This is a genomic window from Streptomyces sp. NPDC088746, from assembly GCF_044751065.1.
GTDB lineage: Bacteria > Actinomycetota > Actinomycetes > Streptomycetales > Streptomycetaceae > Streptomyces.
In genome coordinates this window covers 259,099-280,835 of the sequence record NZ_JBIVLA010000010.1, presented here as the reverse complement: position 1 = coordinate 280,835, position 21,737 = coordinate 259,099, and the positions used below count along the sequence as shown (strand labels likewise).

Annotated in this window: 17 protein-coding genes and 5 tRNA genes; 9 read left to right on the top strand and 13 right to left on the bottom strand. The window is 70.6% G+C overall.

The annotated features are described in order from the left end of the window. Positions 1 to 125: 125 nt before the first annotated feature. The 3 genes from ACIP63_RS34275 to ACIP63_RS34265 all read right to left on the bottom strand — a co-directional run bounded on the left by ACIP63_RS34275 (position 126) and on the right by ACIP63_RS34265 (position 2,350). Positions 126 to 1,283 (bottom strand): PP2C family protein-serine/threonine phosphatase, encoded by a 1,158-nt coding sequence (locus tag ACIP63_RS34275; RefSeq protein ID WP_401523730.1) that lies wholly within the window; start codon positions 1,281 to 1,283, stop codon positions 126 to 128. A 133-nt stretch (positions 1,284 to 1,416) separates the two neighbouring features. Then, entirely contained in the window at positions 1,417 to 2,163 is a 747-nt protein-coding gene (locus tag ACIP63_RS34270; protein ID WP_401523727.1) for a MerR family transcriptional regulator, read from the bottom strand. Between the two features lie 113 nt (positions 2,164 to 2,276). Next, a tRNA-Met gene (locus ACIP63_RS34265) sits at positions 2,277 to 2,350 on the bottom strand. A gap of 469 nt (positions 2,351 to 2,819) precedes the next feature. Here ACIP63_RS34265 and ACIP63_RS34260 point away from each other — a divergent pair. The 3 genes from ACIP63_RS34260 to ACIP63_RS34250 all read left to right on the top strand — a co-directional run bounded on the left by ACIP63_RS34260 (position 2,820) and on the right by ACIP63_RS34250 (position 4,875). Then, positions 2,820 to 4,205: an FAD-binding oxidoreductase gene (locus ACIP63_RS34260; RefSeq protein WP_401523724.1), complete on the top strand. Its 1,386-nt coding sequence runs from the start codon at positions 2,820 to 2,822 to the stop codon at positions 4,203 to 4,205. Between the two features lie 207 nt (positions 4,206 to 4,412). Continuing rightward, positions 4,413 to 4,568, top strand: coding sequence for a hypothetical protein (locus tag ACIP63_RS34255; RefSeq protein ID WP_401523722.1), 156 nt, complete (start codon positions 4,413 to 4,415; stop codon positions 4,566 to 4,568). A gap of 85 nt (positions 4,569 to 4,653) precedes the next feature. After that, the gene (locus ACIP63_RS34250) at positions 4,654 to 4,875 is read left to right on the top strand and encodes a hypothetical protein (protein ID WP_104787660.1); all 222 of its coding nucleotides are present in this window, start codon (positions 4,654 to 4,656) and stop codon (positions 4,873 to 4,875) included. Between the two features lie 24 nt (positions 4,876 to 4,899). Here ACIP63_RS34250 and ACIP63_RS34245 read toward each other — a convergent pair whose 3' ends face one another. Continuing rightward, positions 4,900 to 6,240 carry an ABC transporter substrate-binding protein gene (locus ACIP63_RS34245; RefSeq protein ID WP_401523718.1) on the bottom strand — a complete coding sequence of 447 codons (1,341 nt, stop codon included), beginning with the start codon at positions 6,238 to 6,240 and terminating at the stop codon, positions 4,900 to 4,902. 953 nt (positions 6,241 to 7,193) lie between these two features. On the opposite strand from ACIP63_RS34245, the gene ACIP63_RS34240 reads away from it, so the two are divergent. Next, positions 7,194 to 7,526, top strand: coding sequence for a MerR family transcriptional regulator (locus ACIP63_RS34240; protein ID WP_401523717.1), 333 nt, complete (start codon positions 7,194 to 7,196; stop codon positions 7,524 to 7,526). A gap of 141 nt (positions 7,527 to 7,667) precedes the next feature. On the opposite strand, the gene ACIP63_RS34235 is transcribed toward ACIP63_RS34240, so the two are convergent. From ACIP63_RS34235 to ACIP63_RS34205, 7 genes are all read right to left on the bottom strand, one after another. Continuing rightward, a tRNA-Lys gene (locus ACIP63_RS34235) sits at positions 7,668 to 7,741 on the bottom strand. 90 nt (positions 7,742 to 7,831) lie between these two features. Next, positions 7,832 to 9,376, bottom strand: coding sequence for an amino acid permease (locus tag ACIP63_RS34230; protein ID WP_401523715.1), 1,545 nt, complete (start codon positions 9,374 to 9,376; stop codon positions 7,832 to 7,834). Between the two features lie 102 nt (positions 9,377 to 9,478). Beyond that, positions 9,479 to 11,689: a DEAD/DEAH box helicase gene (locus tag ACIP63_RS34225; protein ID WP_401523713.1), complete on the bottom strand. Its 2,211-nt coding sequence runs from the start codon at positions 11,687 to 11,689 to the stop codon at positions 9,479 to 9,481. Positions 11,690 to 11,928: 239 nt separating this feature from the next. Next, positions 11,929 to 12,486, bottom strand: coding sequence for a hypothetical protein (locus ACIP63_RS34220; protein WP_401523711.1), 558 nt, complete (start codon positions 12,484 to 12,486; stop codon positions 11,929 to 11,931). Positions 12,487 to 12,603: 117 nt separating this feature from the next. Further along, the gene (locus tag ACIP63_RS34215) at positions 12,604 to 12,987 is read right to left on the bottom strand and encodes a fluoride efflux transporter FluC (RefSeq protein ID WP_401523709.1); all 384 of its coding nucleotides are present in this window, start codon (positions 12,985 to 12,987) and stop codon (positions 12,604 to 12,606) included. After that, a complete protein-coding gene (locus ACIP63_RS34210; RefSeq protein WP_401523789.1) occupies positions 12,984 to 13,421 on the bottom strand; it encodes a CrcB family protein in 438 nt (145 codons plus the stop codon). Before ACIP63_RS34210 ends, ACIP63_RS34215 begins: the two co-directional genes overlap by 4 nt. Positions 13,422 to 13,477: 56 nt before the next feature. After that, positions 13,478 to 13,831, bottom strand: coding sequence for a metallopeptidase family protein (locus ACIP63_RS34205; RefSeq protein WP_015578045.1), 354 nt, complete (start codon positions 13,829 to 13,831; stop codon positions 13,478 to 13,480). A 124-nt stretch (positions 13,832 to 13,955) separates the two neighbouring features. Between ACIP63_RS34205 and ACIP63_RS34200 the strand changes: the two genes are divergently transcribed. From ACIP63_RS34200 to ACIP63_RS34185, 4 genes are all read left to right on the top strand, one after another. Then, positions 13,956 to 15,491: a metallophosphoesterase gene (locus ACIP63_RS34200; protein ID WP_401523707.1), complete on the top strand. Its 1,536-nt coding sequence runs from the start codon at positions 13,956 to 13,958 to the stop codon at positions 15,489 to 15,491. Positions 15,492 to 15,594: 103 nt separating this feature from the next. Continuing rightward, positions 15,595 to 15,667 (top strand) — tRNA-Glu (locus tag ACIP63_RS34195). Positions 15,668 to 15,706: 39 nt separating this feature from the next. After that, positions 15,707 to 15,781 (top strand) — tRNA-Asp (locus ACIP63_RS34190). Between the two features lie 22 nt (positions 15,782 to 15,803). Further along, a tRNA-Phe gene (locus tag ACIP63_RS34185) sits at positions 15,804 to 15,880 on the top strand. 39 nt (positions 15,881 to 15,919) lie between these two features. On the opposite strand, the gene ACIP63_RS34180 is transcribed toward ACIP63_RS34185, so the two are convergent. Then, entirely contained in the window at positions 15,920 to 16,750 is an 831-nt protein-coding gene (locus ACIP63_RS34180) for a cytochrome c biogenesis CcdA family protein (RefSeq protein WP_401523705.1), read from the bottom strand. Then, positions 16,747 to 17,526, bottom strand: coding sequence for a DsbA family protein (locus ACIP63_RS34175; RefSeq protein ID WP_401523702.1), 780 nt, complete (start codon positions 17,524 to 17,526; stop codon positions 16,747 to 16,749). Before ACIP63_RS34175 ends, ACIP63_RS34180 begins: the two co-directional genes overlap by 4 nt. Positions 17,527 to 17,761: 235 nt before the next feature. Between ACIP63_RS34175 and hrpA the strand changes: the two genes are divergently transcribed. Continuing rightward, positions 17,762 to 21,682: an ATP-dependent RNA helicase HrpA gene (gene hrpA, locus ACIP63_RS34170; RefSeq protein WP_401523699.1), complete on the top strand. Its 3,921-nt coding sequence runs from the start codon at positions 17,762 to 17,764 to the stop codon at positions 21,680 to 21,682. Positions 21,683 to 21,737: the final 55 nt, after the last annotated feature.

Here is a 21,737-nt window from a genome sequence, read left to right as displayed (position 1 = left end):
GACTTTAAGGTGTCAAACGGGCGCAAACGGGCGAGTTGAGCGCCCCTCATCCGGCCGCCAGTTTCTGACGGTACGTCAAATGTTATGCGGAGCGAGGTCCTTCGACTACCGACGGTCGCGACCGGTCATTCACGGTCCCGCCCCACGATCTTCACCGTCGTCCGCCGCTCCTGCTGACCCCGCGCAGGACGGCCGACCGCGAGGAGCGCGAGGTCGTCCGTCGACCGGCCGCCGGTGTGCAGCCGTACGTCGTCGGTGAGCGCGGACAGAAGCTCCTCGGGCCCCGGGAAGAGCCGGCCGCGCAGCCGGGCCGCCGGATCGTAGAAGACGCCCTTCGCGTCCCGCGCCTCCGAGAGCCCGTCGGTGAACGTCAGGAACATCGACCCGGCCGGCAGTGTCCACTCGTCCGACCGGTCCGGCCACGCGTCCAGCCCCATCCCGAGCGGCAGCGCGGGCGCCGTCGGCGCCAGCACGTCGAGCGTCCCGTCCGCGTGCAGGACGAGCGGCTCGGGGTGCCCGCGGTTGACGACCCGCAGGACGTCCGACCCGGACGGGATCTCCGCGACCACAGCGGTGACGAACCCCTCCATGGAGTCGAGCCCGCCCCGCCGCGAGCCCTCACGGGCCAGCGCCCGCTCCAGCCGCTGCACGACCCCCTCCAGCGACATCTCCTGCTCGGCGGCCTCCCGGAACGCACCGATCACGACGGCCACCGCGGCCACGGCGTCCAGCCCCTTGCCCCGTACGTCCCCGAGGACCAGGCGCACCCCGTACGGCGTGTCCGCGACCGCGAACAGGTCGCCGCCGACGAACTCGTCCGCCTGGGCCGCCTCGTACCGCGCCGCGACCTGCAGCCCGCCGATGCGGTCATCGGGCGTCGGGAGCACCGCGCGCATCGCGGTCTCCGCGATGACCCTCGCCGAGGCCAGCTGTTCGTTCCTGCGGCGCACCACGCGGTTGATGACGAGGGAGAGCGCGGAGACCGTGACCAGGGTGAGCAGGTCGGTGACCGGCACGACTCTGCCGAGCTCGCCGTCCGAGATCCGGATGGCCAGCACCACGAGGATCGCGGCCGCCCCGACACGGACGGTGCTGGCCAGCGAGAAGAAGGGTGCGGCGATCAGCGGCGCCGCGGCGAAGAGCGGAACAGCGGAGACCACGGTCGGCGTCGCGAGGTCGAGAACGACGCCGGCACCGATCATCAGAGCCGGCAGCGCGCGCACGAAAATCCGGGAACGGGAGTTCCCAGGTGCGGTCCCCCGCCGTCCGTCCCGCTTCCCCACCTGTGCGCTCCTGCCCGCTCCACCCACGGGTGCGGACGGTACCGCGCCCCACCCAGGCTGGCCGGAGCCGCGCCGAACGGCGACTCTTCATCGGCCGAAGGGAGGAGCGCCCGGAGCCCCCGCCCGCCGGTGGTCAGCCGGGTAGCCGGTGCTGCGCGTAGATCGTCAGTGCGTCCCGTACGAAGACGGCGGTTCCGTCCCCGTGGCGATCGTAGTTCCTCCCGAACCGGGGATCGGCGACGTACATCTCCCCGATGCCTGTGACATACGCGCGCGTGACCTCCATGGTCACCGACAGCCACGCGCAGTGCCGACGCGCGATGTCCTGCACCTCGTCGCTGCCGGCCTCCAGGCCGGCCGCCCTGGCCGCCCCGTAGTCCCGGGCGATGGCATCGTGCGCGTCCTGGAAGCGGGCGCGCCCGTCCTCGCTCAGCCCGCGCCACCACCGGCCGCTCCGCTCGTACGCCTCCTCGCCCCAACGCTCGGTGACCTCCTGCTCGTACGCCGTGTGGTCGAAGCCGTCGAGCACTTCCTCGGCCATGAGTTCCTCCCCTTCCTCGGTCCTGCGGAGAGTGGTCCGCACCGAGGCGATCTGCCGCCCGATGCGCTCGCGCTCCTGTTCCAGCAGGCGCAGATGGGCCCGGAGCGCCGCCGAGGTGTCCCGCTGCCCTTCCAGCACGTCCTTGATCGCGGGCAGCGGGAGCCCCAGCTCCCGCAGGAGCAGAACGCGCTGGAGCCGGACCAGGGCCTCCTGGTCGTAATAGCGGTAGCCGTTGGCACCCGTGCGGCTCGGCACGAGGAGACCGATGTCGCCGTAGTGCCGGAGCGTCCGGCTCGTGGTGCCGGCCCGTCGGGCGATTTCCTGGATGGACCACTCCATGCCGGAACGCTAGATCTTTACGCAGCGTCAAGGTCAAGCCCCGCAGGGACGGCCGGGTGCCGGCATACGACAGAGGCCCGGATCCTCGAAAGGATCCGGGCCTCTGTCTTCAGTAGCGGGGACAGGATTTGAACCTGCGACCTCTGGGTTATGAGCCCAGCGAGCTACCGAGCTGCTCCACCCCGCGCCGTTGTGATTGCAACTCTACGCCATCCGGGACGGTGCTCCGACCACTTATGGCCGCACCCGCCCCGCGCCCCTGACGAGCGGGGGCCCCACGCCCCCGGCGCAATGCGTCAACACAGGGCGCATACCGTGCAGTTGCCGGGCGCGGTGACGCGCTCAAGGGTGTTTCCGCACCCCCCGATCTCGCGCGTCGCCCGCCTGGAGGGCTACCGGATGTCCACACCACACAGACCCGCCCGATCCCCCCGGCCACGCCGCAGGGCCGAGCCGGAGCCGTGCCCCGGCCAGGACCCGGGGCACGGCTCCGCGATTGCGCGGCATCCGGCGCGGCGGGACGCTGGAGGGGCAAGCCTTTCGGTGTTCGGTCCCGTCTGCGCGGCATTCCAGGTGCCGGCGTCGGCCCAGCTGCCTCACCCGACGCGGGGGTGTGCCAGGGGAGGCCGGGCGCATGTGTGCGCTAGGAGACGATCATGGACGGCACCCTGCTCGAAACGATGAGAACAGCTCTGCGCGGCCCGGTCATCGGCCCGGACGACCAGGAGTACGGGCAGGCCCGGGCGGTCTACAACGGCATGATCGACAAGAGGCCGGCAGCCGTGGTCCGGTGCCGCGACACGGCGGATGTCATGGCTGCCGTCGACTTCGTCCGCGAGAACGGCCTGGACGTCGCCGTCCGGGGCGGCGGGCACAGCGGCCCCGGCCTCGGCCTCCGGGACGACGCCGTGACGCTCGACCTCTCGCCCATGCACGGCGTACGGGTCGACCCGGCCACCCAGACCGCCCAGGCGGACGGCGGTGCGACGCTGGGAGACCTCGACCACGTCACCCATGCCTTCGGCCTCGCCACCCCGGCGGGGATCATGTCCACGACCGGCGTCGGCGGGCTCACCCTCGGCGGCGGGCACGGCTACCTCACCCGGAAGTACGGCCTCTCGGTGGACAACCTGGTCTCCGCGGACGTGGTCCTGGCCGACGGCAGCTTCGTCGCCACGAATCCGAGCGAGCACCCCGACCTGTTCTGGGCGCTCCGTGGCGGCGGCGGCAACTTCGGCATCGTCACGTCGTTCGACTTCGAGCTGCACCCCGTCGACACAGTGGGCGTCGGTATCACCGTCTGGCCCCTGGAGCTCTTCCATGACGTCATGCGCTGGTACCGCGACTTCCTGCCGCAGGCACCGGACGACCTGTACGGCTTCTTCGCCTCGCTGAGCGTCCCGCCGGGCCCGCCCTTCCCCGAGGAGATACACGGCCGGAAGATGTGCGGGGTCATCTGGTCCTCGACGGCCGACCCGGACTCCCTGGGCGAGACCCTCGCCGTGGTGAACGAACCGGGGCCGCCCGCCTTCCACTTCACCTCGCCGATGCCCTATCCGGCGCTGCAGTCGATGTTCGACACACTGATGCCGTCCGGCCTCCAGTGGTACTGGCGCGGGGACTTCTTCGACCGGATCACGGACGACGCCGTCGACGTGCACGCCGCCTTCGCCGAGAAGCTCCCCACCGGCCTGTCGACCATGCACCTGTACCCGGTCGACGGAGCCGCCGGCCGGGTCGGCCCCGACGACACCGCCTGGGCCTACCGCGACGCGCTCTGGTCGGGCGTCATCGCCGGCATCGATCCCGACCCGGCCAACGCGGCGGCGCTGCGGGAGTGGGCCGTAGGCTACTGGGAGGCGCTGCACCCGCACTCCATGGGTGGCGGCTACGTGAACTTCCTCGGCACGGGCGAGTCCCAGGACCGGGTCCGGGCCACCTACCGCGGCCACCACGACCGGCTCGCGGAGATCAAGCGGTCCTACGACCCGCACAACCTCTTCCACGCAAACCAGAACATCGAGCCCGCACCGCCGCACTGACCGTCACGCCGGGCTCGCAATACCGGGGGAAAGCCGTGCTGGGAGGGTTACAGTCTGCATGCACCGCTTGATGATCCGGACGCCCCCGGAGCGGCGCGGCACCGGTAGCGGCACATCGTCGCCCTACCGGTCAGGACCGGTCCGGCATGCACCGCAGCGATTCGGTCACGGGGCTCTCACCGCACACCTACGTACAGGACACCTGAGATGACCGACACGCCTGCCCGCACGGCCCAGCGCCACCACGACGCGGCCTCCGCGGCCACGACCGCCGACACGGGCGCCTCGCCGCTGCCCACTCCTCAGTACGCGGGCCTGTTCATCGAGCCCGACCTGCCCCCGGTCGCCGACGAGCCCGAATGACCGGGCTGCCGTGACCGGCCCCGCGGGTCCCTCCGGGAGCGGCCGGCCCGAGTGACCGGTACGGCCGCACGGTCGTTGGGAGACCATGCGCATCCGTATCGGCGTGGTCGTCCTCGCAGTGGTCCTGCTGATCGCCGCGTTCATCTCGAACATCCCGACAGAGGCCGAGACCGAGGCGGCCTGCCGGCGGGCCCTCGACAACACGTCGACGTGGACCTTCCGGCCGGACGTCTGCCTGGACGTGTCCGCGGAGACCTACCGGACGTTCCTCCTGATGTACCAGTTGCGGGAGGAGGGCCTGGACTGAGGGGGAGGGCGGGCCTCCGGCCCGTCAGCCCTGTTGTTCCTTCCACTCCGCCTGGGCCTCGTCGAGGTCCTCGGCGAACGTGTCCAGGAAGTCCTTGGCGCTGGTCTTGCCGAGCAGCACCTTCTGGAAGCCCGATTCGCTGTCGGCCTTGGACAGGGTGTTCCAGTCCGGCAGGTAGTAGGGCAGCTGGACGATCTTGGTGTCGCCCGAGAACAGCGCCTCGGCACCGAGCCGGGTGGTCTCGGCCTCGTCGAGCCAGGGGTCCTCGGCGGCTTCCTTGTTGGCCGGGATCAGGCCGGCGGACTCGCTGAACTTGGAGTTCGAGGCGTGGGACGCGGCGAACTCGATGAACTTCCAGGCCGCCGCCTTGTTCTCGGACGACTTGAGCAGCCCCAGGCCGGAGACCGGGTTGGAGACCATCACCCGGGTGCCGTCGGCCAGTTCGGGCTGCGGGATGCCGCGGAACCTGTCGGCGCCGAGTGAGCTCACGTGGTCCTGGTAGGACCCCAGGTTGTGGTTGAGCATGGCGATGCTGCCGGAGTCGAACTGGGCGACCATCTTGGTGAAGTCGTTGTTGAGGTCGGCCTCCGGGGTGGCCTTCCCGTACAGGCCCGCGTACTTCTCCAGCGCCGCCACGTTCTTCGGGTCGTTGACCGTCGTCCTCGTCCCGGACTCGTCCCAGAAGGAGTCGATGCCCGACTGCCCGTACATCGCGTCCAGCGCCTGCGCGATCGAGCCCGGGCCGCCGCGGATGGTGTAGCCGAACCGGTTCTTCTGCCGGTCCGTCAGCTTCGCGGCGGACCTGTAGAAGTCGTCCCAGGTGTCCGGCTCGCCCAGCCCGGCCTTCTTGAACAGGTCCGTACGGTAATAGAGGACGCCGTTGGTGGCGGAGATCGGCACCGTGTACATCTCGTCCCGGCCGGCGGCGCTCCGCACGTTCTCGATCATCGCCTCGTTAAGCTTGCCCTTGAGGGAGCTCGCCTCGACCCGGTCGTCCAGCGGCTCCAGCGCGTCCTGCGCGGTGATCCCGGCGACCATCGCGGCCCCCACGCCCCCGACGTCCGGCAGACCGCCGCCTTGGATGGCGGTGTCGTACTTGGACTGGGCCTCGGTGGACGCGATCCCCACGTACTGCACGTCGATGTCCGGGTTCGCCTTCTCGAAGTCCGCGATGATCTCTTTCCAGATCGCCGTACGGACACCCCCGTTCTCGTCCCAGAACACGATCTTCCCGGTGCCCGAGCCCTCCGCGCCCTTGGCGCCGGTGATCCCGCTGCCGTCGTCACCGCAGGCGGTGGCTGTGAGGGCCAGGGCGGAGACCAGGGATATCGCGGCGGCGAGTCGGCCGTTGCGGAGTTCGGTCATGGTCGGCTCTCTTCTCTGAGTGCTCACCTGCGGGGCGCTCGGCACCGTGCCGCCGCAACGTGTAGCCGTGGGGGGAGACTCGGCTCTCATATCGCGTCTCATATATGACATACGAAGACACGCGAAGAACGTAGAGTCGGCCCGTTCCCAGGGTCAATGCCCGTGCAGCAGAAAGTTCGTGGGCCCCGCACGCCGACGAGAGCCGCCCCGGTCACGCCTCCACGGCACCTGTCGCTTTGCATCGCGCACATGAGGTGGCCCGTTCGTGGAGCGCATCCCGGACCCGGGCGGGGGCATGGCCCGCAAGTTCCGCATCACCGAGGAGGGCGCGAGGACGCTCGACGCGGCACACGAAGGCATGGTCGGTCACTGCGCGGGTCATGGCCGACTGGCCCGACGAGGACGTCTCGGGGAGCAGTTTCCTCACATGCCGGCAGCAGGAAGCCCTTCACTCCGCTTCGGAAAAAATCTACCGTGGTCAAGGTAGACATTCGCCTTCGTGTGTGGCTACAGTTTCCCTCGTAGCCAGGACAGCAAAGAGGGCACGGCAGACATGAACTGCCGTGCACGCAGGATCAGAACACGCGGAACGGCGGTGGAGCGGGGGAGCCGGAAACGGTGGGTTCCCTCACTGGCTGCCGGGCCGAGCGGCCCTCGGGGCCGCACGCAGTACAGCAGGATCCGCAGTGACAACCGATACAGAGAACAAGGTAAGGAGCAGACACCATCAGGATCGCCCGGGCGCGAAGAAGCACCGCCCGGGTACCGCAGGCCCCAGAACGGAAGGTGGTCCCCGGTCACGCATACGCGATCCCCGTACCTCCGCCCTCTCAGGCGGACAGGCGGAACAAGAAGGCCGGCGCAGTCAGCCGGTAGATGGTGTTGAACGCTCGGGGCCCGGGTGCCGTAAGGCACCCGGGCCCCTCGGACGTGTCCCCGAAAGAAGAGGTGCTATGCCCCCTCGCAGTCCCCGCCCCGCCGACAGCCTCGACGACGACGATTACCCCGCCTACACGATGGGCCGTGCCGCCGCCATGCTCGGCACCACCCCCGCCTTCCTCCGCGCCCTCGGCGAGATGCGCCTGATCACCCCGCTGCGCTCGGAAGGCGGCCACCGCCGGTACTCCCGCTACCAACTGCGCATCGCCGCCCGTGCCCGTGAGTTCGTCGACCGGGGCACCAAGATCGAGGATGCCTGTCGCATCGTCATCCTCGAAGACCAACTCGAAGAAGCCCAGCGCATCAACGCCGAGCACCGGGCCGCGTCGAAATCCGGAACCCCGTAAGGCGGGTCTGACACCAGGTCTCCTGCACGCCCGCCCTTCCGCTCACGCACGTGTCCAGGCACGACGAAGCGCCTCGACCGGCCGAAGCCGGTCGAGGCGCTGAGCAGCAGGTCAGAGGATTGAGCCCTCTCCTGCACCAGGTAGGCCGTGTGGGACTCGAACCCACAACCAACGGATTAAAAGTCCGCTGCTCTGACCAATTGAGCTAACGGCCCCTGATGGATCACCCCCGAGCATAGCTGCCCCGGGCCCGGCAGCCGATCGGGTATCGGGTGCCGGGCCCTGTCACGGCCGGGGCGGGCCGGTCAGTCCGTGCTCGTGCGCTTGTGATCCTGGGCTTCCGGCTTGAGGAACCAGTGGCGGGCCGAGACCAGCCACCAGACCGCGGCGAAGCCGAGCACCACCAGCACAGCCAGCGGGGCGTAGTTGAAGCTCTCCCAGGTCACCGGGGACACCTGGGGCAGCATGAAGAGCACCGTGATCACCGCGACCCAGGTCACCGCGATGACGCCGATGGGGCGGGACCACCGGCCAAGGTGCCAGGGCCCCCGCACGAAGTCGTCGCCCCGCAGGAGCCTGAGCAGCGTGGGGATGACGTAGGCGATGTAGAGGCCGATGACAGCGATGGACGTCACGGCGGCGTACGCGGTGACGTTGATGAGGTACGGCAGGCCGAGGGCCAGGGCACCGAGAGCGGCCAGCCAGACCGCCGCGACGGGCGTGCGGGTGCGGGGGCTGACCGTGTGCCAGACGCGGGAGAACGGCAGCGCCCCGTCGCGCGAGAAGGCGTAGATCATGCGGCTGTTGGCGGTCACCGAGGCCATCCCGCAGAACAGCTGGGCCCCGATCACGACGAGCAGCAGGAGCTTGCCCGTGGTGGCTCCCAGCGCGTCCAGGAGGATCTGGGCGGGCGGGGCGCCGGTCGGGGAGTTGAGCGCGCCGTCGTACGACTGGATGGCGAAGGTGAAGCCGAGCAGGAGCACGAAGCCGGCGATCCAGGACGTCCAGATCGACTGCACGATGCCGCGCGGGCCCGCCACGGCCGCGTCGTGGGTCTCCTCCGTCATATGGGCGGAGGCGTCGTACCCCGTGAAGGTGTACTGCGCCATCAGCAGGCCGATCATCACGACGTAGAAGCCGCTCCCCCAGCCGGTGTTGTTGACGAACTCGGTGAACACGTACGAAGCCGACTGGTGCGAGTCCGGCACGAAGGTGAGCGCCCCCACGATGACGGCGACCCCCACGACGTGCCACCACACACTGACATTGTTCAGGACGGCCACGATGCCGACCCCGAACGTGTTCAGCAGGCCGTGCAGGATCAGGATCGCCGCGAAGAGCAGGATCGTACGGCCGGGTGTGACCTCGAAACCGAACTGGAGGTTCAGGTACGCCCCGAGGAAGGACGCCGCCCCGAAGTCGATGCCGGCGGTGACGGCCACCTGGCCGAGCACGTTGAACCAGCCCGCGAACCAGGCCCACGCCGCGGCCGAACGCGGCGGAGCCAGGCGGTGGGCCCAGAAGTACAGGCCCGCGGACGTCGGGTACGCCGAACAGATCTCGGCCATCGCCAGGCCGACGAACAGCGTCATCAGCCCGACGCCGACCCATCCCCAGGTGATGACGGCGGGACCGCCGGTGTTCATGCCGAACAGATACAGCGTCAGGCAGCCGGAGAGCACCGAGATGATCGTGAACGAGACGGCGTAGTTGGAGAAGGCGGACATCCGGCGCGCGAGCACCTGGGTGTAGCCGAGTTCTGCCAGCCGCTCCTCGTCGGAGGTGGGCGCGGATGGACTCCGGAGGGCGTCCGGCGGTGGCTCTGCCGCCACGGCTTCGTCGTTTGTCATGCCCCCAGCGATGCCCTGGCACGGACGCCGGAAACGCCGCGGGGCCCGTACGCCACCGAAGTGTCGTACGGGCCCCGCGGTCGGTCAGCCTGTCAGCCGGACTCAGCCGTTGCGCTTCCAGCGCGGCTTGTCGTCCCGGCGGCCGAAGGTACCGGTGCCGGTACCCGTGCCGGTGCCACCACGGTGGTCGTCGCGGCGGCCGGTCGGGCGGTCGCCGCCGCCGGAGCGGAAGCCGCCCGAGGGACGGTCGTCACGACGGTCGCGGTTGAACGGACGGTCGCTGCCACCGGAGCGGAAGCCACCGGACGGACGCTCGTCACGACGGTCGCGGTTGAACGACGGACGGTCGTTGTCACGACGCTCGAACGAACGGCCACCCCGGTCGTCACGACGGTCGCCGCCACCGGAGCGGAAGCCGCCCGAGGGACGGTCGTCACGACGGTCGCGGTTGAACGACGGACGGTCGTTGTCACGACGCTCGAACGAACGGCCACCCCGGTCGTCACGACGGTCGCCGCCACCGGAGCGGAAGCCACCGGACGGGCGGTCGTCACGACGGTCGTTGCTGCCGCGGAACGACGGGCGGTCGTTGCTCCCGCGGTAGCCGGTCCCACCGGAGGGACGGCCACTGCGCTCGCCGGTACCACGGTCGTTGCCACCGCGGTAACCCCCGCGGTCGCCGCCACGGTCGTCACGGCGGTTGAAGTTGCCCCGGTCGTCACGACGATCGTCGCGCGCGGCCGGCTGCTCCGGGACGGACACCGCTGCGATGAGCGCCGCCTCGGCCTCGGCGGCCACCTCGGCCACCGCCGCCTCCGGGTCGTCGCCCCGCTCGCGGGCGGCACGGGCGACCAGACGGTCGGCCTCCTCGCGCAGCTCGACGGCACGGCGCTGGACGCGCTCCAGCTGCTTGGTGAGGTCGGCCGCCTCGCGCTCGGCCTGCTTGGCCGCGTTGTTCGCGGAGTCGGCCTGGACCTCGGTCAGCGAACGGGCACCGGTGATCTCGGCGACCTCGGGCTCGAAGACGCCCGCGCCCTGCACGATGTGGCGCGAGGCGTCGACGCCCGCGTCCTCCATCAGGCGGAAGATCTGACGGCGCTGGTGCGGAAGCGCCAGCGAGACGACGACACCGGACTTGCCGGCGCGCGCGGTACGGCCCGAGCGGTGCAGGTAGTCCTTGTGGTCGCCGGCCGGGTCCACGTTGAGGACGAGGTCGATGCCGTCGACGTGGATGCCGCGGGCGGCGACGTCGGTGGCGACGAGGGCGTTGACGTAGCCCTTCTTGAAGTCCTCGAGGACGCGGGTACGAGCGCCCTGCGTCATGCCGCCGTGCAGCGCGTCGGCCTTCACGCCGGACTCGATGAGCTGCTCGGCGATGCGGTCGGCGCCCAGCTGGGTGCGGACGAAGATGATCGTGCGGCCCTTGCGGGCGGCGATCGCGGCCGTGACGGGCGCCTTGTCCTTCGGCTTCACCACGAGGACGTGGTGCGACATCGTGGAGACGTTGCCCTGGGCGCTGTCGACCTCGTGCGTGACCGGGTTGCTCAGGTAGCGCTTGACGAGCGTGCCGATCTCGTTCTCCATGGTGGCGGAGAAGAGCATGCGCTGGCCGCCACCGGGGATCTGGTCGAGCAGCTCGGTGACCTCGGGCAGGAAGCCCAGGTCCGACATCTGGTCGGCCTCGTCGAGGACCGCGACCTGGACGTTCTCCAGGGAGCAGGCGCCACGGTTGATGATGTCGCGCAGCCGGCCCGGGGTGGCGACGAGGACGTCGACACCGCGCTCCAGCGCGTAGATCTGGTTGCCCATCGACGTACCGCCGCAGACGACCTTCATCTTCAGGCCGAGCACGTCGCCGTAAGGCTGCAGCGCGTCCGCGACCTGCATCGCGAGCTCACGGGTCGGCGTGAGGATGATCGCGCGGGGCTTCTTCTTCTCGGTGTGGCCGCCGGACAGCGCGGCCAGGGTGGGCAGACCGAAGGAGAGGGTCTTGCCGGAGCCGGTACGGCCACGGCCGAGGATGTCCTTGCCGGCCAGGGCGTCCGGGATGGTCGCGGCCTGGATCGGGAAGGGGGCCGTCACACCGTTCTGCGCGAGCTTGCGCACGATGCCGTCGGGCAGTCCGAGCGAGGCGAAGGTGATGCTCGGCTCGGCGTCCTCGTCGGACGCGGCCTCGTCGGAGGTCTCCGTGGCGGAGCTCTCCGCGATCGGGGCCTCCGTCGCGGGGGTCTCGTCGGCTGCCTCGGGGGCCTGGGCCACTACGGCCTCGGCGGCCTCCACGACCTCGATGTTCTCGACGTCGTTCTCGGGCATGACGGTGTGGTCAGAACTGGAAATTGACATGCGAAATGCGAAACCTTCCGGAGTCTCGGCACGCGCCCGTAACTCCGTGTTTTCGCAATTTCGACCGCCTCAATGCGGTCCAGCCACGGCAAGGGAGAGTACGCGCCACACGGCGCTCTTCTGTGTCGGCGCCGGGCATAGGATCAAACGATCTACTACCATACGCACCCTCCCCCCATTCGCGCAAACCGGGGCCCTCCCGAGGCGGCTCACACCGGCGCGACCTGCGGTGATACCCGGGGAGTGGGCCACACCTCGATCCTCCCCGGCGCCCCCATCGCGTCCGTACGGGACTGCGCGGCCGGCGAGGCCGAAGGCTGCTCCGGCGGCGGCGAGGGTTCCGGCTCGGGCGAGGGCGGAGGCTCCTCGGGAGTGACCGGCGGAGGCGGCGGCTCACCCGGACCGGGCTCGCTGGGCGCCGGGGTGGGCAGGGGTCCGCCCCGGGTCGGCTCAGGGGCACCGGGGCCACCGGGCTCCGGGCGGGTGCCCTTCGGCCCGGACGACGGGGCGCGGCCCGAGGCCTTGGCGTCCGGCTCACGGGAGGCGCCCCGGTCGGACTGCGCCTCGGCACGGCCGCCGCCCGATCCGGACCGCCCGGTGCCGGACACGGTGCCGCCGTCCGGGCGGTCCGGCGCACCTTTCTCGCCGGCGGTACGCGAAGGCGCCGGCTTCCCGGCGTCGTCGCCGACGCTCACACAGCCTGTGGACGCGGCGATCGTCAGCACGGTGACGGCTGCCCAGCGGACGCGGGCGGACAACTGGCGCACGGTACGGCACCTCCGGGGAGGAGAGACGGCGGAGAGGAGAGCGATGTGTCCAACTCCCCCGCACCCGCCGGGGACACGCCCCGGCACAACACCCGCACACACGCCGGCCCGCACGGGTCACCCGCCGGGGCCCCCGAAGCCGCCGGCGAGCTCCGCCCCCAGGAACACGGCCCCGAGCCCCACCAGCAGGGACGCCAGCAGATTGGCACCGGCCAGGAAGCCGCGGCCGGTCTCGGCCAGCCGCAGAGTCTCGTACGAGAACGTCGAATACGTCGTCAGCGCCCCGCACAGCCCCGTACCCAGCAGCGCGTACACCGGTGTGGACACCATGGCTCCCGTGAGTACGCCGAGCAGCAGGCTGCCCGCCGCGTTCACGGTGAACGTTCCCCACGGGAACACGTACGGCAAGCCGGCGCCGTGCCGCGCCTGCACCGCACGGTCCGTCAGATAGCGCAGCGGCGCCCCGACCGCGCCCCCGAGGACGACCAGCAGCCAGTTCACGCCGTGCCCCACCGCCGGTCCGCCAGCGCCCGGGTGAGCGCGGCCGCCCCCCACACCGCGCCGAGCGCCGCCACGGCCGTCGCCGCCGCGTACGCCATCGCCGTGGCCACCTCCTGACGCGCCAGCAGCCGGGACACATCGGCCGCGTACGTCGAGAACGTGGTGAACCCGCCGAGCACCCCGACCCCCAGGAACGGCCGCACCAGCGGATGCGTGATCCTCCCCCGCTCGGCGGTCAGCACCATCAGCACACCGATCAGGGCGCAGCCCGCCACGTTGACCACGAAGACCGCCCAGGGGAAGCCGTCCCCGGCGGTGGGCCAGGCGAGGGACGCCGCGTACCGCGCCGTGGCCCCGGCCGCGCCGCCCGCCGCGATCACCGCCAGGACCCGCCACCTGCCCGCGCCCGCCGTCTCGGCGCGCTGCGCGGGCACGGAGAGGTCGACGTCAGGGTCGACGACGGGCCGCTCGGGCGGTGGATCCTGGGTGCTCACCCGTACCCCAGCTCGTGCAGCCGCTCGTCGTCGATGCCGAAGTGGTGGGCGATCTCGTGGACCACGGTGATCTCCGTCTCGGCGACCACGTCCTCGCGGGTCTCGCACATCCGCAGCGTCGGCCCCCGGTAGATGGTGATCCGGTCCGGCAGCACGCCCGCGTACCACTCGCCACGCTCGGTGAGCGGCGTGCCCTCGTAGAGTCCGAGCAGCTCCCGGTCCTCCGGGTCCTCCGGCTCCTCCTCCACGAACACCGCGACGTTGTCCATCAGCCGCATCAGCTCCGGCGGGACCCGGTCAAGAGCCAGGCTCACCAGCTCTTCGAACTCCTCGCGCGTCATCTCCAGCACCCCGCCATTGTCACGTACGCCGGACGGGAACGGGCGGCCCGCAGCCGCCCCCGCGGCCACCCGCCCGGCCCACACCTCCCCGGCCTCCCGCATGTCCGCCGCCCGATCGGGGCATACGCGCCCAATGGCACGCCCGTTCCACGCCGCAGCCGTCCGTGTCCGCCGCCTCCGCAGCTCCCGCCCGCGCGCCACCGCCCCCGCCGGCGGACTCGTCCCCGCCGCGCACCCCTGGAAACGGGCCTTCGGCCTGCTGGCCGTGGTCGTGCTGGGCGCCTGGCTGGGACTGCTGGTCGTCGGCAGCGTGCGTACGCCGGTGGGGCCCATGGACACCACCATGACGCTGCGGCCGTCGGCGGTCGGCGGCACCAAGATCAACGTGTCCCCGCTCGGTGCCCTGGAGCTGGACTCCCACCACGCCCCGGTCCGCCTGGACGTGGACGTCGACCAGCTCGACCCGGAGCGCTCCCAGGCCCTGGTCAAGCACCCCGAGCGCCTCTCGGGCCTCCAGGACGAGGTCACCGACGACGTCGCCGCCGGCACCCGGGAGCTGGCCGTCCGCTCCTGCGTGGCCGTGGTCTCCGGCGCCACCGCACTCGGCCTCGTCGTCTACCGGCGCCCGCGCCGCGCCCTGGCCGCCGGAGGCCTCGCCCTGGCCCTGCTGGCCGCCTCGGGCGTCAGCGCCTACGCCACCTGGAACCCGAAGTCCGTCCTGGAGCCGAAGTTCTCCGGGCTGCTCTCCAGCGCCCCCTCGGTCGTCGGCGACGCCCGCTCGATCGTCACCGAATTCGACGTCTACCAGCAGGAGCTGGCCCGGCTCGTCACCAACGTCACCAAGCTGTACGACGCCACGTCCACGCTCCCCGTGTACCAGCCGGACCCGGCGACCATCCGGGTCCTGCACGTCTCCGACATCCATCTCAACCCCGCCGCCTGGCACATCATCGGCTCACTGGTCGAGCAGTACGAGATCGACGTGATCATCGACTCGGGCGACACCATGGACCACGGCACGGCCGCGGAGAACGGCTTCCTCGACCCCGTCCGCGACCTCGGCGCCCCCTATGTGTGGGTGAGGGGCAACCACGACTCCAAGCAGACCCAGGCCTATCTGAGGAAGACCAGGAACGCGTACGTACTGGACGAGGGCCACGCCGTGAGCGTGGCCGGGGTGCGGATCGCGGGCACCGGCGACCCCCAGTTCACCCCCGACCGGTCACGCCCCACCGGCGGCAAGGCCTCCGAGCAGCTCGCGGGCATGCGCCTCGCCTCGGCGCTGCGTGACCAGAAGCGGGCGGGCACCCCGGTGGACATCGCGGTGGCGCACGACCCGAACGCGGCGCGGGAGACGGACGGAACGGTTCCGCTGGTCCTGGCCGGCCATGTGCACCACCGGGTCAACGAACTGCTGCCCCTGGGCACCCGGCTGAAGGTCGAGGGCTCCACGGGCGGTGGCGGACTGCGCGCCGTGCAGAACCAGAAGCCCGAGAAGGTGCGCGCCTCGGTGCTCTACCTGGACCGCGCCAGCCGGCATCTGCAGGCGTGGGACGAGATCACCCTGGGCGGTCTGGGCCTGACGACGGCCGAGGTCAGCCGCCATCTCCCGGAGGAGAACCTGAAGAGCCCGGCACCCTCCCCGAGCGTCCCGACGCCCTCGCCGTAGGGCCTCTCGAACGAGAGGCCCAAACCGTTTTGGCGATACCTCCCCGCATCCCATATGCTTCTCACGTCCCCGACGCGCTGGAAAGCGCGCAGGTGGGCCCTTAGCCCTCATCGTCTAGTGGCCCAGGACGCCGCCCTTTCAAGGCGGTAGCACGGGTTCGAATCCCGTTGGGGGCACGCTTAACCGTGTGCGAGACTTGTCTCGCACATTAGCTAGGTCCTGTGGAGCAGTTTGGAGTGCTCGCCACCCTGTCAAGGTGGAGGCCGCGGGTTCAAATCCCGTCAGGACCGCTGCAGCCCGTATGAGCTGCGTGGCTGGGTAGCTCAGTTGGTACGAGCGATCGCCTGAAAAGCGATAGGTCGCCGGTTCGATCCCGGCCCCAGCCACCACCCGAAAGCCCCGTCCCCCGGACGGGGCTTTCGCCGTACTCACCCGGTGTCACGCCGCCGCCGCACCGCCTGCACGGTCAGTCCGAGCAGCACCACGGCCGCCACGGCCGTCAGCGCCGCCCCGTCCGGAACCCGCTGTCCGAGGCGCTGGGCCCACTGCTCGACGGCGAACGAGTCGTCCACGTCCAGGAGTCCGGGCAGCGCGGTCGTCCCGTCGTACACGAGGAAGAGCACTCCGAGCCCGATGAAGAAGAGGCCGGAGAGGAGCGTGGTGCTGTGCAGCTCGAAGCGGCCGGCCCGCAGCGGCCTGCCTCGCAGCCAGGCCCGGCGGCCGAGGTCGAAGCGTTCCCAGAGCAGGGCGAGCACGAACAGCGGAACGGCCATGCCCAGCGCGTACACGGCGAGCAGCAGTCCGCCGTAGACGGGGCTGCCACTGACGGCGGCCACCGTGAGGACGCTGCCGAGGATGGGGCCCGCGCAGAACCCCGCCAGCCCGTAGACCGCGCCCAGGGCGTAGACGGAGAGGGCGGTGGTGGGCCGGATCCGGCCGCTGACGGCGGCGATCCGCCGGGAGGCGAAGCCCAGGCCGACGATCTGGGCGAGGCCGAGCCCGATGATCAGCCATCCCGCGCCGACGACGAGCGCGTCACGGTGCCCGTAGAAGAGCCGCCCGGCGTACGAGCCCGCGGCGCCGAGCGGGACGAGGGTGGTGGCGAGACCGGCGTAGAAGATGCCCGTACGCGCCAGGAGCCGTGAGGCGGAGTCCACGGAATACGCGAAGAAGGCCGGGAGCAGCAGGGCGCTGCACGGGCTGACGAGGGCTAGGAGGCCTCCGAGGAGGGCGGCGAAGTAGCCGATGTCCGGGGTCACTTCGCGGGGTCCCCGGCGCTTCCGACGTTGGCCTCCTCCGCCGCCGCGTCCTCGATGGCCTCGGTGAAGACGGCCATGGGCTGGGCGCCGGCCAGGGGGCGGCCGTTGATGAGGAAGGACGGGGTGGACGTGGCGCCGATCCCGTAGGCCTGCTCCCGGTCCTCGCGGACCGCTTCGGTGGCGGCCGCGCTGTCCGTGTCGCGCGCGAAACGGTCGAGGTCCTTCACACCGGCCTGCCGGGCGAGCGCCCTGAGGCGCTCCTTGCCGAAGCCCTTCTCCTTGGCGCCCTCGGCGTAGGCGGCCCGGTGGAAGGCCCAGAAGCGGTCCTGCCGGCCGGCCGCCCAGGAGGCGCGGGCGGCGGCCTCGGAGGCCTCGCCGAAGATCGGGAAGTTGCGCCACTCGATGCGCAGGGTGCCGTCCTCGACGTACCTCTTGATCAGTTCGGGTTCGGTGTCCCGGGCGAACTTCCCGCAGTAACCGCACTGGAAGTCGGCGTACTCGATGAGGACGACGGGGGCGTCGGCGCGGCCCTGGGCGAGCTTGTCGCCGGCGTCGCGCCGGGCCAGTCCCGCCAGCTCCTCGTAGATCTCGGGGTCCGGTCCCGCCGTCGTGGCGGCGGCCGGGGTGTCGGACGCGGGTGCGTCCGGGGCGGTCGCCCGGTAGGAGACGAAGCCGAGCAGCCCGGCGGCGAGCACGACGACGAGGCCGAAAAGCATCGGCTTCCTCGCGGAGGACGGCTTCTTCGCGGAGGGCGAGGGGCGGGCGGGCGTGGGCATACGGCGCTCCGTGCGGGTGCGGTGCGGGGAAGGGCGAGCGTGGTCCGCGGGAGGCGCGGGGTCGCCCTGTGACGGGGAACGGATGATCAGTTGCCCGAAATGGTACGTCCTGTGACGGCGCCGTCCCGCTCGGTCACCGGCGCCGTCGCGGGGGCCCTTCCGGGGAGAGGTGTGACACGGCCCGGACGAAATAGGTTCGCCACTCCTCGCGCCCGGGTGAGATCCTGGGATCCGTATGTCTACTTCCTTCGCCGATCTCCAGTCCCAGCTCGGGCAGCTCTCGCTCCGCGACGCGCACAGGCTCGGCCGTCGCCTCGAGGGTGCCCGCCGCATCCGCAAGCCCGAGGCCCGCCAGTCCGTGGTGGACGAGATCTCGGCCGAAGCCGGGAAGGCAGCCGAACGGCTCGCGGGACGCGCCGCGCGGATGCCCGCCCTGTCGTACCCGGAACAGCTCCCGGTCAGCCAGAAGAAGGACGAGATCCTGGAGGCGATACGCGACCACCAGGTCGTGATCGTCGCCGGTGAGACCGGCTCGGGCAAGACCACGCAGATCCCCAAGATCTGCATGGAGCTGGGGCGCGGCGTCCGCGGCATGATCGGGCACACCCAGCCCCGCCGGATCGCGGCACGCACGGTCGCCGAGCGCGTCGCGGACGAGCTGAAGACCCCGCTCGGCGAGGCCGTCGGCTGGAAGGTGCGCTTCACCGACCAGGTGAACCCGGACGCGACCTTCGTGAAGCTGATGACGGACGGCATCCTGCTGGCCGAGATCCAGACGGACCGCGAGCTCCTCGCCTACGACACGATCATCATCGACGAGGCCCACGAGCGGTCCCTGAACATCGACTTCCTGCTGGGCTATCTGGCCCGGCTGCTGCCCAAGCGCCCCGATCTGAAGGTCGTCATCACCTCGGCGACCATCGACCCGGAGCGCTTCGCCAAGCACTTCGGCGAGGCGCCGATCGTGGAGGTCAGCGGGCGTACGTATCCGGTGGAGGTGCGCTACCGCCCTCTCCTGGAGGACGATTCCGACGACTCCGACCGCGACCAGATCACCGCGATCTGCGACGCCGTCGACGAGCTGGACCACGAAGCCCCCGGCGACGTCCTGGTCTTCCTCTCCGGGGAGCGGGAGATCCGCGACACCGCGGACGCGCTGAACAAACGCAACCTCAGACACACCGAGGTGCTCCCCCTCTACGCCCGTCTCTCGCACGCCGAGCAGCACCGGGTGTTCCAGCGCCACACGGGGCGCAGGATCGTCCTGGCGACGAACGTCGCCGAGACGTCCCTGACGGTCCCCGGCATCAAGTACGTGATCGACCCGGGCAACGCCCGCATCTCCCGCTACAGCCACCGCACCAAGGTCCAGCGGCTGCCGATCGAGCGGATCTCCCAGGCCAGCGCCAACCAGCGCAAGGGCCGCTGCGGCCGTACGTCGGACGGCATCTGCATCCGGCTGTACTCCGAGGACGACTTCGTCACGCGTCCGGAGTTCACCGACCCCGAGATCCTGCGGACCAACCTCGCCTCCGTCATCCTCCAGATGACCGCGGCCGGTCTGGGCGACATCGAGAAGTTCCCTTTCATCGACCCGCCGGACCACCGCAACATCCGCGACGGCATCCAGCTGCTCCAGGAGCTCGGCGCGCTGGATCCGGGCGAGAAGGATCCGAAGAAGCGGCTCACCCCGCTGGGCCGCAAGCTCTCGCAGCTGCCCGTGGACCCGCGCCTGGCCCGCATGGTCATCGAGGCCGAGAAGAACGGCTGCGCCCGCGAGGTCATGGTCATCGCGGCGGCGCTCTCCATCCAGGACCCGCGCGAGCGGCCCTCGGAGAAGCAGACCCAGGCCGATCAGCACCACGCCCGCTTCAAGGACGAGACGTCCGACTTCCTGGCGTTCCTGAATCTGTGGCGCTACGTCCGGGAGCAGCAGAAGGAGCGCGGTTCCTCCAGCTTCCGCCGGATGTGCAAGCAGGAGTACCTGAACTTCCTGCGGATCCGTGAGTGGCAGGACATCTACGCGCAGCTGCGCACGGTGGCCAAGCAGATGGGCATCGAGCTCAACGAACAGGACGCGCCGGAGCAGTCGGTGCACACCTCGCTGCTGGCCGGCCTGCTGTCGCACATCGGGCTGAAGGACACGGAGAAGAACGAGTACGTGGGCGCCCGCAGCGCCAAGTTCGCGATCTTCCCGGGCTCCGCGCTGTTCAAGAAGCAGCCGCGGTTCGTGATGTCGGCGGAGCTGGTCGAGACGTCCCGGCTGTGGGCGCGGGTCAACGCGAAGGTCGAGCCGGAGTGGATCGAACCGCTGGCCCAGCACCTGCTGAAGCGCACCTACAGCGAACCGCACTGGGAGAAGGACCAGGCGGCGGTCATGGCGTACGAGCGGGTCACGCTCTACGGGGTACCGATCGTCGCCCAGCGCAAGATCAATTTCGGCCGAATCGACCAGGAGGCGTCGCGCGATCTGTTCATTCGCAACGCCCTGGTCGAGGGGGACTGGCGCACCCACCACCAGTTCTTCCATGACAATCGCAAACTCCTCGGCGAGGTCGAGGAGTTGGAGCACCGCGCGCGGCGCCGCGACATCCTCGTGGACGACGAGACCCTCTTCGATTTCTACGATCAGCGGATTCCGGAGCACATCGTCTCCGGGGCGCACTTCGACTCCTGGTGGAAGCACAAGCGCCGTGACGAGCCGGACGCGCTCGACTTCGAGCGCTCGATGCTCATCAACGAGAAGGCCGGGGCCGTCACCAAGGACGACTACCCGGACTCCTGGCGGCAGGGGAAGCTCAAGTTCCGGGTGACCTACCAGTTCGAGCCGGGCGCGGACGCCGACGGTGTGACCGTCCACATCCCGCTCCAGGTGCTCAACCAGGTCACCTCCGAGGGCTTCGACTGGCAGATCCCCGGCCTGCGCGAAGAGGTGGTCACCGAGCTGATCCGCTCGCTGCCCAAGCCGATCCGCCGGCACTACGTCCCCGCCCCGAACTACGCCACGAAGTTCCTGGAGCGCGCGGTGCCGCTCCAGGAGCCGCTGCCGCTGACGCTCGCCCGTGAGCTCCAGCGGATGGTGGGCGTCCCGGTCACGGCCGACGACTTCGACCTGTCCCGGATCCCGGACCACCTGAAGATCACCTTCCGGATCACCGACGAGCGGCGGCGCAAGGTCGCCGAGGACAAGGACCTGGAGGCGCTGAAGATCCAGCTGCGCCCCAAGGCCCGCCAGGCCCTCTCCAAGGCCGCCGCGGCCACCGCGGGGCCCTCGGGGGAGTCCGTCGAGCGTTCGGGCCTCACGGACTGGACGATCGGCACCCTGGACAAGGTCTTCGAGACCCGGAGGGCCGGCCAGCCGGTCAAGGCGTATCCGGCCCTCGTCGACCAGGGCGAGACCGTCGCCGTACGGCTCTTCGACACGGAGGCCGAGCAGCAGCAGGCGATGTGGCGGGGCACCCGGAGGCTGATCCTGCTGAACATCCCGGTGAACCCCGCGAAGTTCGCCTCGGACAAGCTCACCAACCAGCAGAAGCTGGCGCTGTCGCGCAATCCGCACGGCTCCGTCCAGGCGCTCTTCGACGACTGCGCGACGGCGGCGGCCGACCGGCTGATCGCCGCGCACGGCGGGCCGGCCTGGGACGAGGCGTCGTTCCGGAAGCTGTACGACAAGGTGCGCGCCGACCTCGTGGACCTCACCGTCCGCACGATCGGGCAGGTGCAGCAGATCCTGGCCGCCTGGCAGGCCTGCGAGCGCCGGCTGAAGTCCACGAACAGCCTGGTCCTGATCAACAACGTCACGGACGTACGGGACCACCTCGCCCGTCTCGTGCCGTCCGGGTTCGTCACCATGACGGGGCTGCGCAGGCTGCCCGACCTGATGCGCTACCTGGTCGCCGAGGACCGCCGGCTGCAGCAGATGCCGACGAACGTCCAGCGCGACACCACGCGCATGGAGAAGGTCCACGAGATGCAGGACGAGTACGCCTGGCTGCTCGAACAGCTGCCGCAGGGGCGGCCCGTGCCGCAGGAGGTCCTGGACATCCGCTGGATGATCGAGGAACTGCGGGTGAGCTACTTCGCGCACGCCCTGGGCACCGCACAGCCGGTCTCCGACAAGCGGATCGTGAAGGCGATCGACGCGGCCGCACCGTGAACCCGGCCCTCCACGGAGCCGTAGCGGCGCCCCCACTGTGAGTGAGTTCGACCTG